This is a genomic window from Neptunicoccus cionae (assembly GCF_014643735.1).
Classification (GTDB): domain Bacteria; phylum Pseudomonadota; class Alphaproteobacteria; order Rhodobacterales; family Rhodobacteraceae; genus Amylibacter; species Amylibacter cionae.
The window spans coordinates 1-16,395 of the sequence record NZ_BMKA01000010.1 but is presented as its reverse complement, the minus strand read 5'-3'; the positions used below and the strand labels follow the sequence as shown (position 1 = coordinate 16,395).

Annotated in this window: 15 protein-coding genes and 1 pseudogene; 2 read left to right on the top strand and 14 right to left on the bottom strand. The window is 55.6% G+C overall.

The genetic code is table 11. The annotated features are described in order from the left end of the window. Positions 1–3 precede the first annotated feature (3 nt). The 13 genes from IEX10_RS18800 to IEX10_RS18740 all read right to left on the bottom strand — a co-directional run bounded on the left by IEX10_RS18800 (position 4) and on the right by IEX10_RS18740 (position 13,834). Positions 4–777 (bottom strand): SDR family NAD(P)-dependent oxidoreductase, encoded by a 774-nt coding sequence (locus IEX10_RS18800; RefSeq protein ID WP_009808033.1) that lies wholly within the window; start codon positions 775–777, stop codon positions 4–6. Positions 778–785: 8 nt separating this feature from the next. Continuing rightward, positions 786–1,922 carry an acyl-CoA dehydrogenase family protein gene (locus IEX10_RS18795; protein ID WP_009808032.1) on the bottom strand — a complete coding sequence of 379 codons (1,137 nt, stop codon included), beginning with the start codon at positions 1,920–1,922 and terminating at the stop codon, positions 786–788. Between the two features lie 9 nt (positions 1,923–1,931). Next, complete coding sequence (locus IEX10_RS18790; protein ID WP_009808031.1) at positions 1,932–3,170, bottom strand: thiolase family protein; 1,239 nt, start codon at positions 3,168–3,170, stop codon at positions 1,932–1,934. Positions 3,171–3,182: 12 nt separating this feature from the next. Further along, on the bottom strand, positions 3,183–3,971 hold the full coding sequence (locus IEX10_RS18785; protein WP_009808030.1) for an enoyl-CoA hydratase/isomerase family protein: 789 nt from the start codon (positions 3,969–3,971) through the stop codon (positions 3,183–3,185). Between the two features lie 211 nt (positions 3,972–4,182). Then, the gene (locus IEX10_RS18780; RefSeq protein WP_229678646.1) at positions 4,183–4,998 is read right to left on the bottom strand and encodes an SDR family NAD(P)-dependent oxidoreductase; all 816 of its coding nucleotides are present in this window, start codon (positions 4,996–4,998) and stop codon (positions 4,183–4,185) included. Beyond that, the gene (locus IEX10_RS18775) at positions 4,995–6,179 is read right to left on the bottom strand and encodes a lipid-transfer protein (protein ID WP_009808028.1); all 1,185 of its coding nucleotides are present in this window, start codon (positions 6,177–6,179) and stop codon (positions 4,995–4,997) included. The genes IEX10_RS18780 and IEX10_RS18775 overlap by 4 nt, the downstream gene beginning before the upstream one ends. A gap of 15 nt (positions 6,180–6,194) precedes the next feature. Beyond that, complete coding sequence (locus IEX10_RS18770) at positions 6,195–7,703, bottom strand: class I adenylate-forming enzyme family protein (RefSeq protein ID WP_074647007.1); 1,509 nt, start codon at positions 7,701–7,703, stop codon at positions 6,195–6,197. An 11-nt stretch (positions 7,704–7,714) separates the two neighbouring features. Then, positions 7,715–9,265 carry an AMP-binding protein gene (locus IEX10_RS18765; protein ID WP_067296559.1) on the bottom strand — a complete coding sequence of 517 codons (1,551 nt, stop codon included), beginning with the start codon at positions 9,263–9,265 and terminating at the stop codon, positions 7,715–7,717. A gap of 51 nt (positions 9,266–9,316) precedes the next feature. After that, the gene (locus tag IEX10_RS18760) at positions 9,317–10,018 is read right to left on the bottom strand and encodes an ABC transporter ATP-binding protein (protein WP_176832926.1); all 702 of its coding nucleotides are present in this window, start codon (positions 10,016–10,018) and stop codon (positions 9,317–9,319) included. Next, entirely contained in the window at positions 10,015–10,764 is a 750-nt protein-coding gene (locus IEX10_RS18755) for an ABC transporter ATP-binding protein (RefSeq protein WP_064223626.1), read from the bottom strand. The genes IEX10_RS18760 and IEX10_RS18755 overlap by 4 nt, the downstream gene beginning before the upstream one ends. Further along, positions 10,761–11,711 carry a branched-chain amino acid ABC transporter permease gene (locus IEX10_RS18750; RefSeq protein WP_082894733.1) on the bottom strand — a complete coding sequence of 317 codons (951 nt, stop codon included), beginning with the start codon at positions 11,709–11,711 and terminating at the stop codon, positions 10,761–10,763. The genes IEX10_RS18755 and IEX10_RS18750 overlap by 4 nt, the downstream gene beginning before the upstream one ends. Continuing rightward, a complete protein-coding gene (locus tag IEX10_RS18745; protein WP_064223625.1) occupies positions 11,708–12,565 on the bottom strand; it encodes a branched-chain amino acid ABC transporter permease in 858 nt (285 codons plus the stop codon). The genes IEX10_RS18750 and IEX10_RS18745 overlap by 4 nt, the downstream gene beginning before the upstream one ends. Before the next feature lie 84 nt (positions 12,566–12,649). Continuing rightward, entirely contained in the window at positions 12,650–13,834 is a 1,185-nt protein-coding gene (locus tag IEX10_RS18740; protein WP_067296557.1) for an ABC transporter substrate-binding protein, read from the bottom strand. A gap of 335 nt (positions 13,835–14,169) precedes the next feature. On the opposite strand from IEX10_RS18740, the gene IEX10_RS18735 reads away from it, so the two are divergent. Next, the gene (locus tag IEX10_RS18735; protein ID WP_064223623.1) at positions 14,170–15,219 is read left to right on the top strand and encodes an AraC family transcriptional regulator; all 1,050 of its coding nucleotides are present in this window, start codon (positions 14,170–14,172) and stop codon (positions 15,217–15,219) included. Positions 15,220–15,270: 51 nt separating this feature from the next. Continuing rightward, positions 15,271–15,654, top strand: a complete 384-nt coding sequence (locus IEX10_RS18730; protein WP_064223622.1) for a MerR family transcriptional regulator — start codon at positions 15,271–15,273, stop codon at positions 15,652–15,654. Between the two features lie 205 nt (positions 15,655–15,859). On the opposite strand, the pseudogene IEX10_RS18725 reads toward IEX10_RS18730, so the two are convergent. Then, positions 15,860–16,303: pseudogene (locus IEX10_RS18725) on the bottom strand (helix-turn-helix domain-containing protein); the annotation flags it as partial. Between the last annotated feature and the right edge of the window lie 92 nt (positions 16,304–16,395).

Below are 16,395 nucleotides of genomic sequence, written 5' to 3'. Positions count from 1 at the left end.
GCCCTATCTCGCCTGCAGGCGCGTGGCAGCATCAAGCCGCACGGTTTCGCCGTTCATATATGAATTCTCGATCAGAAAGGCGCAGCAATGAGCGAATTCTTCCATCCGGCCGACACGCTTGGGCGCTTCGACAGAGGCTTCGAGGTTTGCGATCACGTTGTCGGGCAGCGACATGACCATCGGCGTGCCGAACAGGCCGGGTGCAATCGCGTTGACGCGAATGCCCTTGGCACCCAGTTCGCGCGCGGCAGGCAGGTTAAGGCCCATCACCCCCGCCTTTGACGACGAATAAGCCGGCTGGCCGATTTGCCCTTCCATCGCAGCACCAGAGGAGACGTTGACAACAACACCGCGCTCTTCGCCGTTTTCGGGTTCATTCAACAACATCCGCTGAACAGCTTTGCTCATTACGTTGAATGTGCCGACAAGATTGATATCAACCGTGCGGCGGAATGTGTCGAGCGACGCGGCCTTGCCGTCACGGTCGATCACTTTCATCGGGCTGACGACCCCGGCGCAGTTGATGCACCCATGCAGCGCACCGAATTTTGAAACCACGGCGTCAACTGCCGCGTCCACGCCTTCATCGTCGGTCACATCGACGTTGCAGAACATTGCGTTTGAAGCACCCAGTTCCTTGACCAGCGCATCGCCAGCGCCCTGCGACATATCGAAAATACCAATCTTGGCACCGCGTGCTCGCAGATATTTCGCCGTCGCCGCGCCAAGACCCGATGCCCCGCCGGTGACGATGATTGTCTTGCCTTCGATTTCCATGACCGCTCCTATTTGAATGCCTGCACGCCGGTAAGCGTCCGTGCGATCAGCAATTTTTGTATTTCTGTAGTCCCGTCCGGGATCGGCCCGATAATGGCCTCGCGCGCCAGCCGTTCGACGATAAAATCGGTGGTGACACCATTGCCACCGTGGATCTGCACTGCTTGGCGCGTTGCGTTCACTGCGATTTCCGTGCCGTACCATTTGGCCATGGCACATTCCTTGTCGCAGCGTTCGCCGCGGTCGATCATGCCAGCGGCACGGAGGGTCAAAAGCCGCGCAGCATCAATCTCTGTGGCCATTACGGCGATCTTGTCTGCGATGAGCTGGTGACCCGCTATCTGCTTGCCGTGCTGGTTGCGTTCCTGCGCATATCTGATCGACTCTTCCAACGCGCGCCGTGCCAGGGAGATTCCCCACATGGCCATGTGAACGCGCGCCCGTTCAAACACCACAAGCGTTTGCTGCAAGCCGCGGCCGACCTCGCCTATCGTGTTTGCAATCGGCACACGCACGTCATCAAGAAAGATCTGTGCCGTGGATTGTGCGTTCAGACCCATTTTTTTGATGTCGCGGGTTTCATAGCCATGCTCTTTGCGATCCACTAGAATATGGGTCAGGCCCTCATCGGTGGCGCAGGTGCATATCAGGAAATCCGAAAAGCGACCATTGGTGATCCAGGTCTTTTCGCCATTGATCACCCAGTCATCGCCGTCCCGCCGCGCTCGGGTTTTGACAGCGGCCACATCGGACCCGACATTTGGTTCCGATATGCCCATCGACGCGGTAATTTCACCGGCAAGCAACGGACCGATATATTTTTTGCGAATCTCATCAGACCCGAGCTTCAGCAGAATCTCACCTGCCACCACGTTGATCAGAATGGGCAGCGCGATATCTATTGCCGTAACACCAACCTCTTCGAACAGCATCAGGTGGGTGGTCCAATCCAGCCCCATACCGCCCGCTTCTTCGGGATGCGGGGCCGATGTCAGACCGAACTCGGCAAGTCGCGTCATGAAACCCTGAATGACTTCTTTTTCGAACGGCGCATCCTTAACCTTCAGGTATTCCGGTTCGATCTGGTCATCCAGAAACCGGCGCAAGGAATCGCAAGCCATTATCTGCTCTTCGGTTTTGAACATCTTTCGCTCCTAGCGCCCGAGAATAAGGATGGAGGCCACGGCCTCTTCGATACCGATCAAACCGCCGCCATTTTCCGCGATGGCGATCCGCGCACCTTCGACCTGTCTAGGTCCACATTCACCGCGCAGTTGCGATACCAGTTCGTAAACCTGGCCCAACCCAGTCGCGCCAATCGGGTGGCCTTTGCATTCCAGCCCGCCCGACGGGTTCACCGGCACCCGCCCGCCGATGGAGGTGTCACCGCGCTCGGATGCAGCACCCCCTTCGCCAAATGGGAACAGCCCAAGGTTTTCGATCTGGATCAACTCACCCACCGCTGTTGCGTCATGCACTTCGGCAACTGATACGTCTTGGGGACCGATACCGGCGATTTCATATGCCCGCCGTGCCGCAATCGCGGTCAGGTGGTTCTCATAATCCTCCGGCGCGCGGTTTGATCCGGTCTGGATCACGCTGGCGCGCACTTCGATGGCACGATCCCGGCTGATCCCGAACTTTTTCAATCCGGCCTCGGTCATCAGAACCGCAGCGGCACCGCCATCGCTCATCGGGGCGCACATTGGCAGGGTCAAAGGATAAGTGATCGGTGGTGCGCTTAATATTTCGTCAACGGTATAAGGCGCGCGGAATTGCGCCTTTTCATTTTCAACCGAATGCATGTGGTTCTTTGCTGCAATCGCAGCAATCTGTTTTTGGGTCGTGCCGAACGTGCGCATATGCGCCAGCCCGAACGCTCCGTAAATCGCCATAAAGACTGAAAACGGCTTGTCCGAAGTGGTGTCATTCGGCACGTCGATGCCTTTGCCCAGCGCCATCAGTTTTTCGGTATTTTCCTCAACGGTGGACACATCCCACGCGCCATCGAAAAAGCTGAACATCTTAGCTTTGTCACCTGTCCACATTTTTTCGGCCCCAACGGCCAAAGCCACGTCACCCTCGCCTGCTTTGAGAAATTGAGCCGCAAGGTTCAACGCGGTTGACCCGCTGGCACATGCATTTTCGACGTTTACCATCGGGATGCCCTCAAATCCCATCTCGCGCAGGGTGATCTGGCCCGGGATCATCAACTGCGCCTCAAGATGTCGCTGTGTTGTGTTCGCGTAGTAGGCAGCCTGAATGTCATCCTTGCCAATGCCGGCGTCCGCCATCGCGCCATCGACAGCCTCGCAGGTCAGCGACTTTACCGTTGCCCCGTCGAGGCGTCCCATTTTGGTCATCGCGACCCCGGCAATGTAAATTTTTGTCATTTCAATCTCCGCTCATGTGCCGGTGAAAACCGGCTTTCGTTTTTCACCGAATGCGGCAAGTCCTTCGGCCGCATCGTTGGATTTCAGATGTTCGCGCAGCACGGCAAGTTCCTGTTTCAGCGCCTCCACCTGCGTCATTTCGATGGATGCATTGGCTACCCGCTTCATCTGCGACAGGACCAGCGGGCTTTTGGTCGCCAGCAACTGGCTGAACTCGTGCAGCCGCGCTTCAAGCGCGTCATCACCAACCACTTCCTGCACCAGCCCCATGCGCATCAATTCGCGCGCTGGTAGACTTTGGCCCGAAAACAAGAGGTATTTCGCGTTTGCGAGTCCGATCCGGCACGGCAAGACAGCAGCGCCGCCTGCGCCAGGGAACACACCAAAATTCGAATGAGCATCGCCAATTCTGGCGCTCTCGCCCGCAATCAGCACATCGCAACACATCGCGAGTTCCAGCCCGCCCGCAACGGTAATGCCATTCAGCCCGCCGATCACCGGTTTCGGCAAATCACGCAGCGCTTGAAACGTCGCGCCGATAGCGTCAAGAAAATCACCCTTTTGCGTATCGGCATCATCCAGACCAGCGAGGACTTCCTTCAGATTGGCACCGGCGCAAAACGCACGCCCCGCAGCCGTCAGCACAATTGCGCGCACCTGTTTTGCCACAGCGATCTCTCTTATCGCGGCGCGCAGTTCCCCAATGAGGTCGACAGAAAGTGCATTAAGACTGTTGGCCCTGTTCAACGTCAGCCACGCAACCGGACCACGGTATTCGACCAGTACATTCGCTTGAGTCATGCGTGCGTCTTTCTATTTACTTACCAGTAAGTAATCAAAAATATATAATCAAATCAAGAACTAATTTACGTTAGGTTACATAGGCTTGTAGGTTGTCGGTTTCTCCCGTCCGATTTGATCGGAGAATCAGCAATCCGGCGACATCAAGATAGTGCGTTCCCCGATGATGCGCGCGACATGAAAAAATGCCTCGCCGCGCGACACCTTGTGTTCAGGACGAACTTTTTGTGCCCAGATCCAGCGAGCCAGTCTGCATCATGCCGCCACAGACATATCCACCATCAACGACCAGTGTTTCACCGTTCACATATCGCGCATCAGGCGAGCCCAGATAGGCAACTGCCGCCGCGATATCCGCAGGGTCGGCCATGTAACCCGCCGGAATCATCGGCAACAGGCGCGCAACAGTTTCTTCGGTATAGGTGCTTTCGGTGAGCGGAGTTGTAATGGCGCCCGGTGCAATCGCGTTTGCCGTGACGCCATGCGCCGCAACTTCAAGCGCAATCTGGCGTGTCAGCCCCACCAAGGCCGCCTTGGACGTGCCGTAAGCCGTGCGCCCGACCCCTGCGCGGATGCCGCTGACCGACGTGATATTGATGATCCTGCCATATCGCTGACGAACCATTTCACGCGCAGCAAGTTGCGCGCACAACATGCTGCCTGTCAGGTTGATAGCCATAACGCGGTTCCAGTCTTCCAAAGGAAAATCGAGGAACGGATTAATCCCGACGATACCCGCATTGTTCACCAGCACATCCACGCATTTGTCCCAGCGTTCCGTCTCGTCAAATGCCGCATTCACCGATGCCGGATCCGACACATCAAGCTTTTGCCCAAGCGCTGTACCACCTGCCGCTTCGATCTGCTTGACCGTATCGGCTATGCCTGTTTCGGCAATATCAGTGACAACAACCCTCGCGCCCAACTCCGCCAGCCGCAAAGCAATCCCCTGTCCGATGCCAGAACCTGCACCGGTGACAAGTGCCACGCCGAAATCGTCACGATCTCTCATTGGTGGTTTTGTCATGCTGTAATCCTTTCATAAAGTGTAACAACCGCCGCACCGCCCAGCCCAACGTTATGCTGGAGGGCAAGCCGCGCATTATCGACCTGCCGGTTCTCTGCCTTTCCACGCAGTTGGTTGGTCAACTCAAAACACTGTGCCAGCCCCGTAGCACCCAGTGGATGCCCCTTTGACAGCAGACCACCAGACGGGTTCGTGACGTATTTCCCGCCAAAGGTGTTGTCGCCATCATCGACCAACTTTTCGCCATCACCTTCGGCACATAGCCCCAGGGCCTCGTAGGAAATCAATTCGTTCTGCGCGAAACAGTCATGCAATTCGATCACGTCGATATCGTCAGGACCCACGCCCGCCTTTTCATAGACCATGCGCGCGGCATCACGGCTCAGCCTGGCGCCAACCACTTCGATCATGTCGCCGGTTTCAGGGTCCAGCAGTTTATCCGTTGTCATTGCCTGCGCGCGGATTTGTACAGTTGTATCAAGGCCCATTTTTTCAGCGAACCCTTTGGACACCACAAGCGCCGCCGCAGCGCCGCAGGTGGGCGGACAAGCCATTGGCCGTGTCATTACACCGGGCCAGATCACCTGCGCACCCATTACATCCTGCGTGGTCATCTCCTTGCGGAAAACCGAGAGTGGGTTGTTCGCGGCATGGCGGCTAGCCTTGGCCCGAATTTTGGCGAATGTCTCCATCTTCGTACCAAATCGTTCCATATGCGCCTTGCCCGCACCGCCGAAATACCGAAGCGTCATCGGCAGATCGACGTCCCCTATCAGCCGGTCCGTGGCGGCATCAAATTCCGCCAGCGGTGACGGGCGATCGGGAAAGACAACACCCAACGCACCGGGGGCCATCTGTTCAAAACCCACCGCCAGCACACATTCTGCCACACCGCTTTCGACAGCCTGCCGTGCGAGGAAAAGCGCTGTTGAACCGCTCGAACAATTGTTGTTCACGTTGATAATCGGGATGCCCGTCATGCCCACGCGGTAAATCACACGCTGCCCGCTTGTGCTGTCGCCGTAAACATAGCTGGCATAGGCCTGTTGCACGTCTTCGAACGCGATACCGGCGTCATCCAGTGCAAGACGGATCGCCACCTCGCCCATCTCGTCGTAAGGTGCCGATGCGCCCGGTTTTGCAAAAGGGATCATGCCGACACCGGCAATAATGGCAGTCATTTTGGGTCTCCTTTTTTATGGTTTTTCGAATTGTGTATCGGGGTCGGTCAGCATCTGGCGCAACTCTGTCTTAAGTATTTTGCCGTAGCTGCTTTTGGGCAGTTCGAGAACAAAGCAATAGGCCTTGGGTCGCTTGAACCGCGCTATGTTATCCAGACAAAAACGGTCCAGCGCCTGTGCGGTCACGCCCGGCTCTGCCACGACAAACGCGATGACTTCCTCGCCCCATTCGGCCTCCTCGCGGCCAACAACATTAGTTTCGACCACGCCGGAATGACGCAGCAGCACCTCTTCGACCTCGCGCGGATAAATATTTGACCCGCCAGAAATGATCACGTCCTTGGACCGGTCCTTGAGCGTCAGGAAACCGTGGGCGTCCACGCTGCCAATGTCGCCGGTATGGAGCCAGCCGTCCCGCAAGGCTGACGCCGTTGCCGTTTCATTGCCCCAGTATCCCGCCATCACCACATCGCCACTGACGATCACTTCGCCCGCGACATCTGGGGGGCATTGTGTGCCTGTTTCATCCACCACACAGACCGTGACGCCGGTGCGTGGAATGCCGACGGATCCCAGCCAACTATCCGGAATTTCCCAGCTCAATATATGCGGTGGTAGATAAGTGATCGTACATGGTGCCTCGCCTTGTCCGTATCCGATCCAGATGCGGTTGCCCAACAGCGCCATCGCCCGGCGCAGGTCTGCGACATAAATCGGCGCACCGCCGCAGAACAACAGATCAAGGTTTTCGATGGCCGCCGTGTCAAGCGCAGGACAGGCCGTCAGACGCGTCAGCATCGTGGGTGCGACAAAAAAAGATGAATGGGGATATTCATGCAGCAACGTCACGATTTCATGCGGATCGAATCCACCGCTTTGCGGCACAACATTCGCCGCGCCCCGCTGCGCAAACGGTAGCATAAACAGCCCTGCCGCATGAGACAGCGGTGCCGGATGCAGCGCCGCCGACATTTCCGTAACCGGACACATATCGGCCAGAAAACTCGTGGTCATGGTCCAGAGGTTGCGGTGGGTCAGTATCGCCCCTTTCGGGCGGCCCGTCGTGCCGCTGGTATAAAAAATCCATGCCGGATCGGTTTGCGCAGCGTGTGCAGGCTGCAAATCCGCTGACGCTTGTAACGCCGCATTATATTCCGGTCCACCGACCGCAATGACTGCTGAAAACCCTTCGACGTCTTCCGGCCGGTCGGTAAAGGCAAGTGCGGCATCACAGTTAGCATGGATATAGGTCACTTCGTTAGGGTGCAGTTTGGCATTCAACGGAACGGCAACACATCCGGCAGTCCAGATGGCAAACAGGATCTCGATATATTCGGGCCGGTTGCCCATGAAGATCAGAACACGGTCACCTTTTACCAGATTGCGCTGTTTCAGCGCAGCGGCCAAGGCCGCGCTGCGGTCCTGTAATTGGGTGTAGGTGCTGAACGTCGACAACCCCAAGCAGACGGCAGGTCGATCGCAATAGGCGCGCGCGGACTGTGTCAAAATGTACGCGATGTTCATAATTCTGCTCCCTAAATTCTGCGCGCTTGCCCCTGCCAGAACGTATCCCTGATGTCCTTTTTGCGCACTTTCCCAACGGGGCTGCGCGGCAGTTCATCCCAGAAGTCAACCGTTTTGGGGGCCTTTACGCTGCCAAGGTTTTCCTTGCACAATGCAATGATTGCTTCGGGTTCCACCGTTGCATCGGGTTTGAGTTCGATCACCGCCTTGATCGCTTCACCCCATTTTTCGTCAGGCACACCGATCACCGCGCAATCCTGCACGGCAGGATGCGACCAGATCACCTGCTCGACTTCCGAGGGATAAACGTTGAAGCCGCCCGAAATGATCATGTCTTTCTTGCGGTCCACGATATAAAGGTAACCCTCGTCATCCAGATACCCGATGTCGCCGGTATGGTGCCAACCGAACTGGGAAACCTCTGCGGTTGCTTCGGGGTTTTTGTAATACCCCTTCATCACCAGATTTCCGCGCACAACAATTTCACCATGCTCACCACGCGGCATAATGTTACCGTCATCATCCATGATCGCCATCGGTGTCAAAAGTGCGGGCCTGCCGCAACTTGCAAGCCGGTGTTCGCGGGCCGGATCTCCGATAACATTGTGATCCTCTGCCGTCAGCAGCGCGCAGAACATCGGCGATTCTGCTTGTCCGAAACACTGCGCCATGACCGGCCCAAAAATCTTCAGGCATTGGCGCAGCTTGTCAATGGCCATAGGTGCGGCGGCATAAAGAAAGAACCGCAATGACGGAAAGCTACGTTGCGCAACTTCCGGTTGCGACAACAGCATGTAAACGGCGGTCGGCGGCAGGAACAGATGGGTCACTCCCTCGCTTTCAATTGTGTCTAGAACGTTGGCGGCATCAAATCCCGGCAGGATGACGCTGCGCGCACCAGCGGCCATCAACGCAATGGCAAGCACCCCTGACGCGTGGGTCATAGGCGTGATCAGCAAATGCACAGGGTCAGGTCCGGCATCAAAACTGGCATAATAGTTCGCGATTAGCGTGGTCCAGTTCAACTGCGTCAGCATGATCCCCTTGGGCCGCCCCGTTGTCCCACCAGAGGATAAAATTCCGACAAGATCATCAGGGCCAAGCGGCACATCGGGATCGGTTGAAGGGGCCGCGGCCATCCAGTCTTCCAGCCATGGTGCCGCGCCGTCTTGTTTATCCAGACAGATGAATTTTTGTATCTTTGGGCAAAGTTCACGCAATTGTTCCAGCGCCGGTGCAAGATCGCTGTGATAAAACAGAATCTCCACATCATTATGATCCAGGATATACGCGTTTTCTTCTACGCCGTTCTTGGCATTGACGGGAACCCAGATCGTGCCGGCACGAAACAAGCCCAGCATAACTTCAAGGCCGCTCACGCAGTTGGGGCTGTAAACGCCGGCCATCTTGTCGCGTCCGTACCCTTCGGCAGTGATGGCATTGGCGAAACGATATGTGCGTTCCTGAACTTCGCCGTAACTCCGGCCGATTTTAGCATCTTCCAAAGCGATCACGTTAGGGTTGATTGCGACACCCCTGTCGAAGAAATCGATCACACGCATAACGGTTTCCTATCTTGGTTTCCGGGATTTTCCCGCCTTGCCAGTCTGAACTCATACACTGATGAGCTTTTCGATCTCTTCGCGGTTGGCCAGCAAATCTGCTGTCGTGCCGCTCCACTGGACGGTCCCGTTGTCGACAACGTACTGTCGATGGGCCAATTTCATCGGCACGCGCAGGTTCTGTTCAACCAGCAAAAGCGTCATACCTTCTTCGTTGATCCGCCGCATCGAATCGACCAATTCATCAACGATCAGCGGGGCAAGGCCTTCAGTCGGTTCGTCCAGCAGCAACAGTTCCGGATTAGTCAAAAGCGCGCGCGAAATCGCCAGCATTTGCTGTTCGCCGCCCGAAAGCGTGTTTCCCGCCTGTGACGCGCGATCAAGCAGCACCGGAAACATTTCAAAAATCCGGGTTTCGGTCCATGCGCCAGTGCGTCCCATGACGGTTGCGATGCGCAGGTTTTCATGCACTGTCAGATTGTCAAAAATGCGCCTGTCTTCGGGGACATACCCAATGCCCAGACGGCCCAGTTGGTTCGGGAGTCGCGCGGTAACGTCGTCCCCTTTCCAGACTCTGCGCCCTGAAACCGGTTGCTTTAAACCGATGATCGTCTTGAGAATGGTGCTTTTGCCTGCGCCATTGCGCCCGATCAGCGAAACAACTTCGCCCTGTGCGACTTCGATCGACACGCTATGCAACGCCTGCGCCTTGCCATAAGTGACATTGCAGCTTTCCAACGCAAGCAGCTTCATTCCTCTTCTCCCAGATAAGCCGCTCGCACCTCGGCGTTTGCGCGGATTTCTTCAGGGCTGCCAGACGCCAGAATTTGCCCTTGAACCATCACGACCAAAGCACTGGAGACCCGCATTACAACGTCCATGTTGTGTTCGATCAGCAGCACGGTGCGGCCCTTGACGATCCGTTTTATCAGCTCCATCGCAGGCCCGATCTGGTCATGTCCAACACCGGCCAATGGTTCATCGAGCAACAGGACCGATGGGTTGCTCAGCAATGCCAGCCCGACTTCCAATGCGCGTTGATCGCCGTGAGACAAGGTTTCGGCGGGGCGGTGCGCCATCACCGTCAGGCCGATCTCTTCGAGAACGCTTTCGGCCCGTTCCCTGACTGCAGGAAAGCGGCCCGCCGGAAGCCAGAAGGGCTGCAACCTGTACAGATGCGCAAAAGCAGCAAGTTGAAGGTTCTCAAGCACCGACATGCCGGCGAAGATCTTGGTGATCTGGAAACTGCGGCCCAGACCGATGCGGGTCCGTTTATGCACCGACAGGCCCGTTACATCGCGCCCGTCCAGCATCACTTGACCACCGCTTAGCTTGGCATGACCCGAAAGCGCATTCATCAACGTGGTCTTGCCCGCACCGTTAGGTCCGATAATCCCGTAAAGCTGACCCGGCTGGAAGTCGAACGTCACACCGTTGACAGCTTTCAACCCGCTGAAGGAGACCTGAATATCGTTGCAACTCAATGATCCGGCAGTCATTGCATGTCTCCTTCGTCCTGATCACCTTGGAACATTCCGGCAATACCGTTGCGTAGGAAGATGGTGGCAAAAATGAACACCAGACCAAGGATGCCGTACCAATATTGGGTGATTTGGCTCAGTTCTTCTTTCAGTAATTCAAACAAGGCCACGCCAAGAATCGGACCTAGCAATGTGCCTTTGCCGCCCAGCACGGTCATGATCAAAACGTCGCCCGATGTGGACCAATGCAGCATTTGCGGAGAGATGTAGAAGATCAACGATGCCAGCAGGGCTCCTGCAACACCTGCATACGCACCCGAAACGATAAACGCCGATTGGCGCAAGCTATGGACGTTGTATCCGAGTTGCGCGGCGCGCACGTCGTTCGCCTGTACCGCGCGCAATGCCCGCCCGAATGGCGACCCACGCAGCAATGCCATCAGCGCCAGTCCGATCAGGAAAACCGCCACGATAAACCCATAATAGTTGTGGTTGTCGTAGAAATTGATCCCGAACAAGTCAGGCCGCGGCACGCCTGGAATACCGTCCAATCCGCCGGTGATTGCGCGCAGCTTGTTGGACGCAAGGATGTACATCATCTGCGCCAGGGCCAGTGTCAGCAGTGCAAAAAAAAGCCCCGAAACCCGAAGCGCAAAAAGCCCCATCAGGTAAGCCAGCACCGCTCCGACAATCGCCGCTGCAAAAAGGCCCGGTATAAAACCGACGCCATAGCTGAGGGTGAGGATTGTGAGCGCATAACCCCCTGCCCCGAACAACGCCGCATGGCCGAATGACAGCATACCTGTCACCCCGAAGACCAGATCAAAGCCGATTGCGAACAAGGCCCAGATCAGGATCAGGCTGACAAGGTTCACCCATTGCTCATCCTGCACAAAAAACGGAACGATAATCATAACTGCGATAATAATGCCCATCAGGGCCTGACCGATAATCCTGCGTGTCATGCCGAACGCCCCTTTGTGCTAAACAAGCCCGCAGGCCGGAACATCAGCGTTCCGATCAACAGGGCAAAGGTAAGTAGTTCGACCCATTCAGTTGCGTAGGTATATCCGGCCGCCCGCGTCATGCCCAACAGCAACGACGCAAGGATTGCGCCGCGAATGTTCCCAAGCCCGCCGATGATCACCACGACAAAACAGTCGATGATAACGCTGAATCCCATGCCCAGTTCGATCGGCACCAACGGTGCGCTAACCACGCCACCAAGAGCCGCAAGATACGCACCAAGCGCAAAGACGCCGGTGCGAACCCGGTTTACATTTACACCGAGTGTCTGAGCCATTTCCGGATCGGAACTGGCGGCGCGAATAATCATGCCCCATTTGCTACGGTCCAGCAGCAAGAACAGTGCCAGAGAAACCGCTGCACCAAAACCGATTACAAAAAGCCGGTATGACGGTATTTGACTGCCAAACATGGAAATCGGTGCCATGAAGATTTCTGGTGTCGGCACTTGCTTATAGTCAAATCCCCAGATCATCTTTGTCGCGTCGTCGATGACCAGAATGAATCCGAAAGTGAGTAAAAGCTGAAAAATGTGGTCGCGGTCATAGACCTGTTTCAGCGCCAAAATTTCGATCAGCGCACCAACACAGGCGACGATCAGCGGCGCAAACAGCAGTCCCAACCAGAACGATCCGGTCATATGAACAATTTGATACCCGACAAACGCGCCAAGCATATAAAGCGCGCCATGGGCAAAGTTGATCACCCCCAACATGCCAAAAATAAGGGTCAAGCCCGCTGCCAGCAGAAACAGCAGAAAGCTGAGACTCAGCCCGATCACGATAATGGACATATTCAGGGTTCCTCAGTTTCACCCCAAAAAAGCGGGCGACGCATGTCGCGAGGGAACAGCGCCGCCCAGTTCAGGGAGGATCGATTAACAGTCGCTAAACAGGCTATTTGCCGAAAACTCTTCGGTGATTTTCATGGTGAGGTCCGGCAATGGTGCCTCGCCCTTCACAACTTCACCCCAAAGACCGACCTGTTTGGCCTGATGGTCACAAGCGCGCATTTCCTTGCGCCCTTCGACCGAATTTTCATAGACCGATGTTTCAAATGCATCGACCCAGGTTTCCACATCCCAGCTGTCAGTCGCTTCGATGACATCCATCCACCAGCGAAGACCGTCAAATGCCTCGCCCGCGAAGGCCGAAGGGTAGTCACCGTTTGCGTCACGGTAGGCCGTCACGAATTCGGCGTTTGCCGGATTGTCGAGCGAGAAGTGATAACGCACGCCGGAGTTCACGCCCAATGCGGCCTCGCCTGTCGCGGCTGCAAAGATTTCATCCTGAAGCACGGGGCCGAACAGCACTTTGTTCTGACCCATCCCAACCTGACCTGCCTGCTTGCAGAAGGTGACGCCGTCATTGCCCGTTGCCACAACCAGAATACCATCGGCGTCCGAACGCGCCATCTTGTCGATGATGACCGAAAAGTCGCGGTTGCCAAGCGGGGCAAAGTCATTCCCGACGATCTCGACACCGGCGGCTTTTGCTTTTGCGGCAAAGTCGTCAAAGGCGCTGCGCGTGGCCTGATAATCAGCCGTGACCGCGTATACTCTCTTGATCCCGCGTTTCTTTACGAATTCAACACACATGTTCATTTCCATGGCCAACGTGTTGGACGTACGGAATGAGTAACGCGCACCGTCCATCTTGGTAATGCTGTCGTCTGCGGAAATCGTGACCAGATGCGGCACCTTGCGCTGTGTGGACAGGCTTTGCAGTGCCAGAGTCGACGCTGAGCTGACCGCGCCAAACATCAATTGCGTGCCTTCCGCCAACAGCCGGCTTGCTTTTTGTACGGCGGGCTGGGGTTTGGTTTCATCGTCTTCCCAGCTGAAGCGGACTTTTTTGCCCAACAATTCGCCACCCCGCATGGCCACGGCAAGTTCCGCGCCTTTGCGCATGTCATTGCCGATCAAGCCGTATGCGCCCGAGAAAGACAGAATGCCCGCAATGTGATAATCTTCGGGCGTTGCGGCCCGCAGAACCATTGGCGCAGGCAAGGTACTGGCCAAAGTTAGCGCCCCGGCGCTGCGTAGAAAATTCCGACGTTTCATAGTTTTCCTCCCGGTTTCACGCCCCAAGAAGTTTCTCCTGCAAGGCGAATGATGCGCTGCCCGGGATAAATCGTTCCCGGAAAAGCAGAATACTATCAGCAAGTTTGGCGGGTTTTATCATACGTCGGATCAGCAATCGGGCGGTAACAAATCATGGATTTGCAAATGGCGCAAAAGTGCATCTGATCGCGACCGTGTCCCTAACCCTCCCCCATCTCTTGCATCAAGCATCGCAGGGTTAGGACTGGCAGGGAATGTCCGAAAACGCCACAAATTTGACATTTTCTGCCAAATCGATATTATTTACCCATCAGTAGAATTTTGAGGTCATCGTCATGAAGGTGGGCTTGCTCCAAAACCTGCGTCTTCCCAAACATAGCATCCAGTTCATGTGTGACGTGCTGATCGAACACGGCATTGATCCTGACCCATTGCTCAAAGAAGCAGGTTTGCAGCTCAGCCTTCTCTCGGATCCATGGGGCACGCTGGACGGTATTCAGGAACTCACATTCCTGCGTGCCTTTTGCCGGAGTACAGCGCATATTGAAGGTGTCGCTTTTGTCACCGGTCTGCGTTACAGCCTGATCTCGTATGGCCCTATCGGGCTTGCCACGCTAGTTTCAGAGAATGTGACAGCGGGGCTGAGGGTTTTCACGCAAATGCAGGGGCTGGGATACGCACTGCTGGCATATGACATCACAGAGGACGATGAAGGTTTTGCAACAGGGTTTGTTGCCGACGACCAGTATGTACCGCCCGATCTTCTGGATTTTGTTCATGAACGGCTGCTTGGGTCCGGCCCGACCTTCTTCCGGGACCTGCGTCAAGAAAACCTGCCCATCCGTCTGATCGAATGCCCGTTGGACCGCCCGAAAGGCTGGATGAACCTAGAAGCGCGCTGGCAAACCGAAATCGTGTATCGCGCACCGCGCAGTTGCATTCACTTTCATCCTGGAACAGGCGCGCTGAAACTGCCGCTGGCGAATGCCCTTCTTGCGGTAAACTATCGTGTTTTGTGCGAGAATATGCTTGAAACCGGCCCCAAGCATACCGGAACAGCAAATTCGGTTTATCAGGTGTTGATGCAGGTGCGCGGCGTTTTTCCCAATGCGCCGGAAGTGGCCGAAACGCTTCATTTGTCAGAACGCTCTTTACATCGAAAACTTGCCAGTCAGTCGATGAGCTATCGCCAGATTATCGATAGCGTGCGCTTGCGCCGCGCACGGGAGCTTCTTGATACATCCGAGTTACCGCTGGCTGAAGTTGCAGATCGCCTCGGTTTTTCGGAAACTGCCAGCCTGTCGCGATTTTTCCGGCGGGTTTCAGGGGATTCGCCGTCCGCATATCGAAAAACCAGCAAAGGGTTATTCGCCAGTTCACGTTAGGATTAGACGACGAGACGCTAACACGACCATATATCAGAACGGAGTGACGCCATGAACAAGTCCGATGACGAAACGCTCACCTTCAAAGAGATGGTCGGGAAATTCGACGTCACCCCCCGAACCCTGCGGTATTACGAATATCTCGAACTTCTCAAACCCACGCTACAAGGGCGTGAACGAAGTTATGATCGCAAACAGATCGCGCGGTTCAAGCTGATCTTGCGAGGTCGTCGGTTCGGAATGAAGCTTGAAGATATAAGAGTTTGGTTAGAAATATATAAAAACAGGGGCTCAAGAGCGCAGCTTCGCGAATGGGCAAGGATATCAAAAATCCTCGAAAATAAGCTTCGCGCCGAGATAAAAGAAAGAGAGGAAGCTCTGGCAGAATTACGAGAAACCTCAAAGCTCGCCAATGAATTGAATTTCAAAAAGTGATCCCGAAACCCAACGCACCGACCAAATAGATGGCTGGTTGATGCAAACACCCATAATTTGGAAGCGAATGGATGGAGCTAGCTCTAAAACACAATCGACAAAGTGCTGGGACGTAAAATTCGCTTTTACAACATACAGCGGGTCCCTGCGCATTATTTGCCATAAGCGCGCTTATGCGTGTTTCTGCCCACATTCCAGGCAAATACTAAGTTGCAATCCGCCACATTCGAAACCGCCCCAGCCCTGTCACCTCACGAACCAAGTCCTTTTCCTCCATCAAGGCAAGGTTTCGCTGCACGGCTGCGCGGCTGGAACCAATCTGGGACTCAGCCATTGGAGCAGACACAAGGGGCCATTCTGCAAAGAGAGCTCGTAAGGCGGGAGGGGTTTTGCCGGATAGTGGCGCCATTTCAGCCTCTGCCTGAACCGTCCAAGCCTCAGTCTGATCCAGATGCCGCATCGCCGTTAGAACAGCGCTCTCCATCCCCGCCAACCAACGGGCCAATCGTTCGTCCGGAGAACCAGATGCACGCAGCCCCCCTGCTCCACCCATGGCGAGCGGCGCAAATATAGCACCGTTTCCGTTGCTGCTCGCAATCCTGGCCGCCGTGACGGCGGCTTCGATCTGGTCTCCTTGTGTCGTAGTACCCTAATAAAAGAGAAATTACCGCTTCTGGCCTATTTTGGCGATTTCTGTGCCTCTATTTAGGATATGTCCACAGGTTTCGGCGACCTTCGGAT

Excerpts from the sequence above, each read along its gene's own strand:
- IEX10_RS18800 (WP_009808033.1), bottom strand. The coding sequence starts at position 777 with ATGGAAATCGAAGGCAAGACAATCATCGTCACCGGCGGGGCATCGGGT.
- IEX10_RS18795 (WP_009808032.1), bottom strand. The coding sequence starts at position 1,922 with ATGTTCAAAACCGAAGAGCAGATAATGGCTTGCGATTCCTTGCGCCGG.
- IEX10_RS18790 (WP_009808031.1), bottom strand. The coding sequence starts at position 3,170 with ATGACAAAAATTTACATTGCCGGGGTCGCGATGACCAAAATGGGACGC.
- IEX10_RS18785 (WP_009808030.1), bottom strand. The coding sequence starts at position 3,971 with ATGACTCAAGCGAATGTACTGGTCGAATACCGTGGTCCGGTTGCGTGG.
- IEX10_RS18780 (WP_229678646.1), bottom strand. The coding sequence starts at position 4,998 with ATGACAAAACCACCAATGAGAGATCGTGACGATTTCGGCGTGGCACTT.
- IEX10_RS18775 (WP_009808028.1), bottom strand. The coding sequence starts at position 6,179 with ATGACTGCCATTATTGCCGGTGTCGGCATGATCCCTTTTGCAAAACCG.
- IEX10_RS18770 (WP_074647007.1), bottom strand. The coding sequence starts at position 7,703 with ATGAACATCGCGTACATTTTGACACAGTCCGCGCGCGCCTATTGCGAT.
- IEX10_RS18765 (WP_067296559.1), bottom strand. The coding sequence starts at position 9,265 with ATGCGTGTGATCGATTTCTTCGACAGGGGTGTCGCAATCAACCCTAAC.
- IEX10_RS18760 (WP_176832926.1), bottom strand. The coding sequence starts at position 10,018 with ATGAAGCTGCTTGCGTTGGAAAGCTGCAATGTCACTTATGGCAAGGCG.
- IEX10_RS18755 (WP_064223626.1), bottom strand. The coding sequence starts at position 10,764 with ATGACTGCCGGATCATTGAGTTGCAACGATATTCAGGTCTCCTTCAGC.
- IEX10_RS18750 (WP_082894733.1), bottom strand. The coding sequence starts at position 11,711 with ATGACACGCAGGATTATCGGTCAGGCCCTGATGGGCATTATTATCGCA.
- IEX10_RS18745 (WP_064223625.1), bottom strand. The coding sequence starts at position 12,565 with ATGTCCATTATCGTGATCGGGCTGAGTCTCAGCTTTCTGCTGTTTCTG.
- IEX10_RS18740 (WP_067296557.1), bottom strand. The coding sequence starts at position 13,834 with ATGAAACGTCGGAATTTTCTACGCAGCGCCGGGGCGCTAACTTTGGCC.
- IEX10_RS18735 (WP_064223623.1), top strand. The coding sequence starts at position 14,170 with ATGAAGGTGGGCTTGCTCCAAAACCTGCGTCTTCCCAAACATAGCATC.
- IEX10_RS18730 (WP_064223622.1), top strand. The coding sequence starts at position 15,271 with ATGAACAAGTCCGATGACGAAACGCTCACCTTCAAAGAGATGGTCGGG.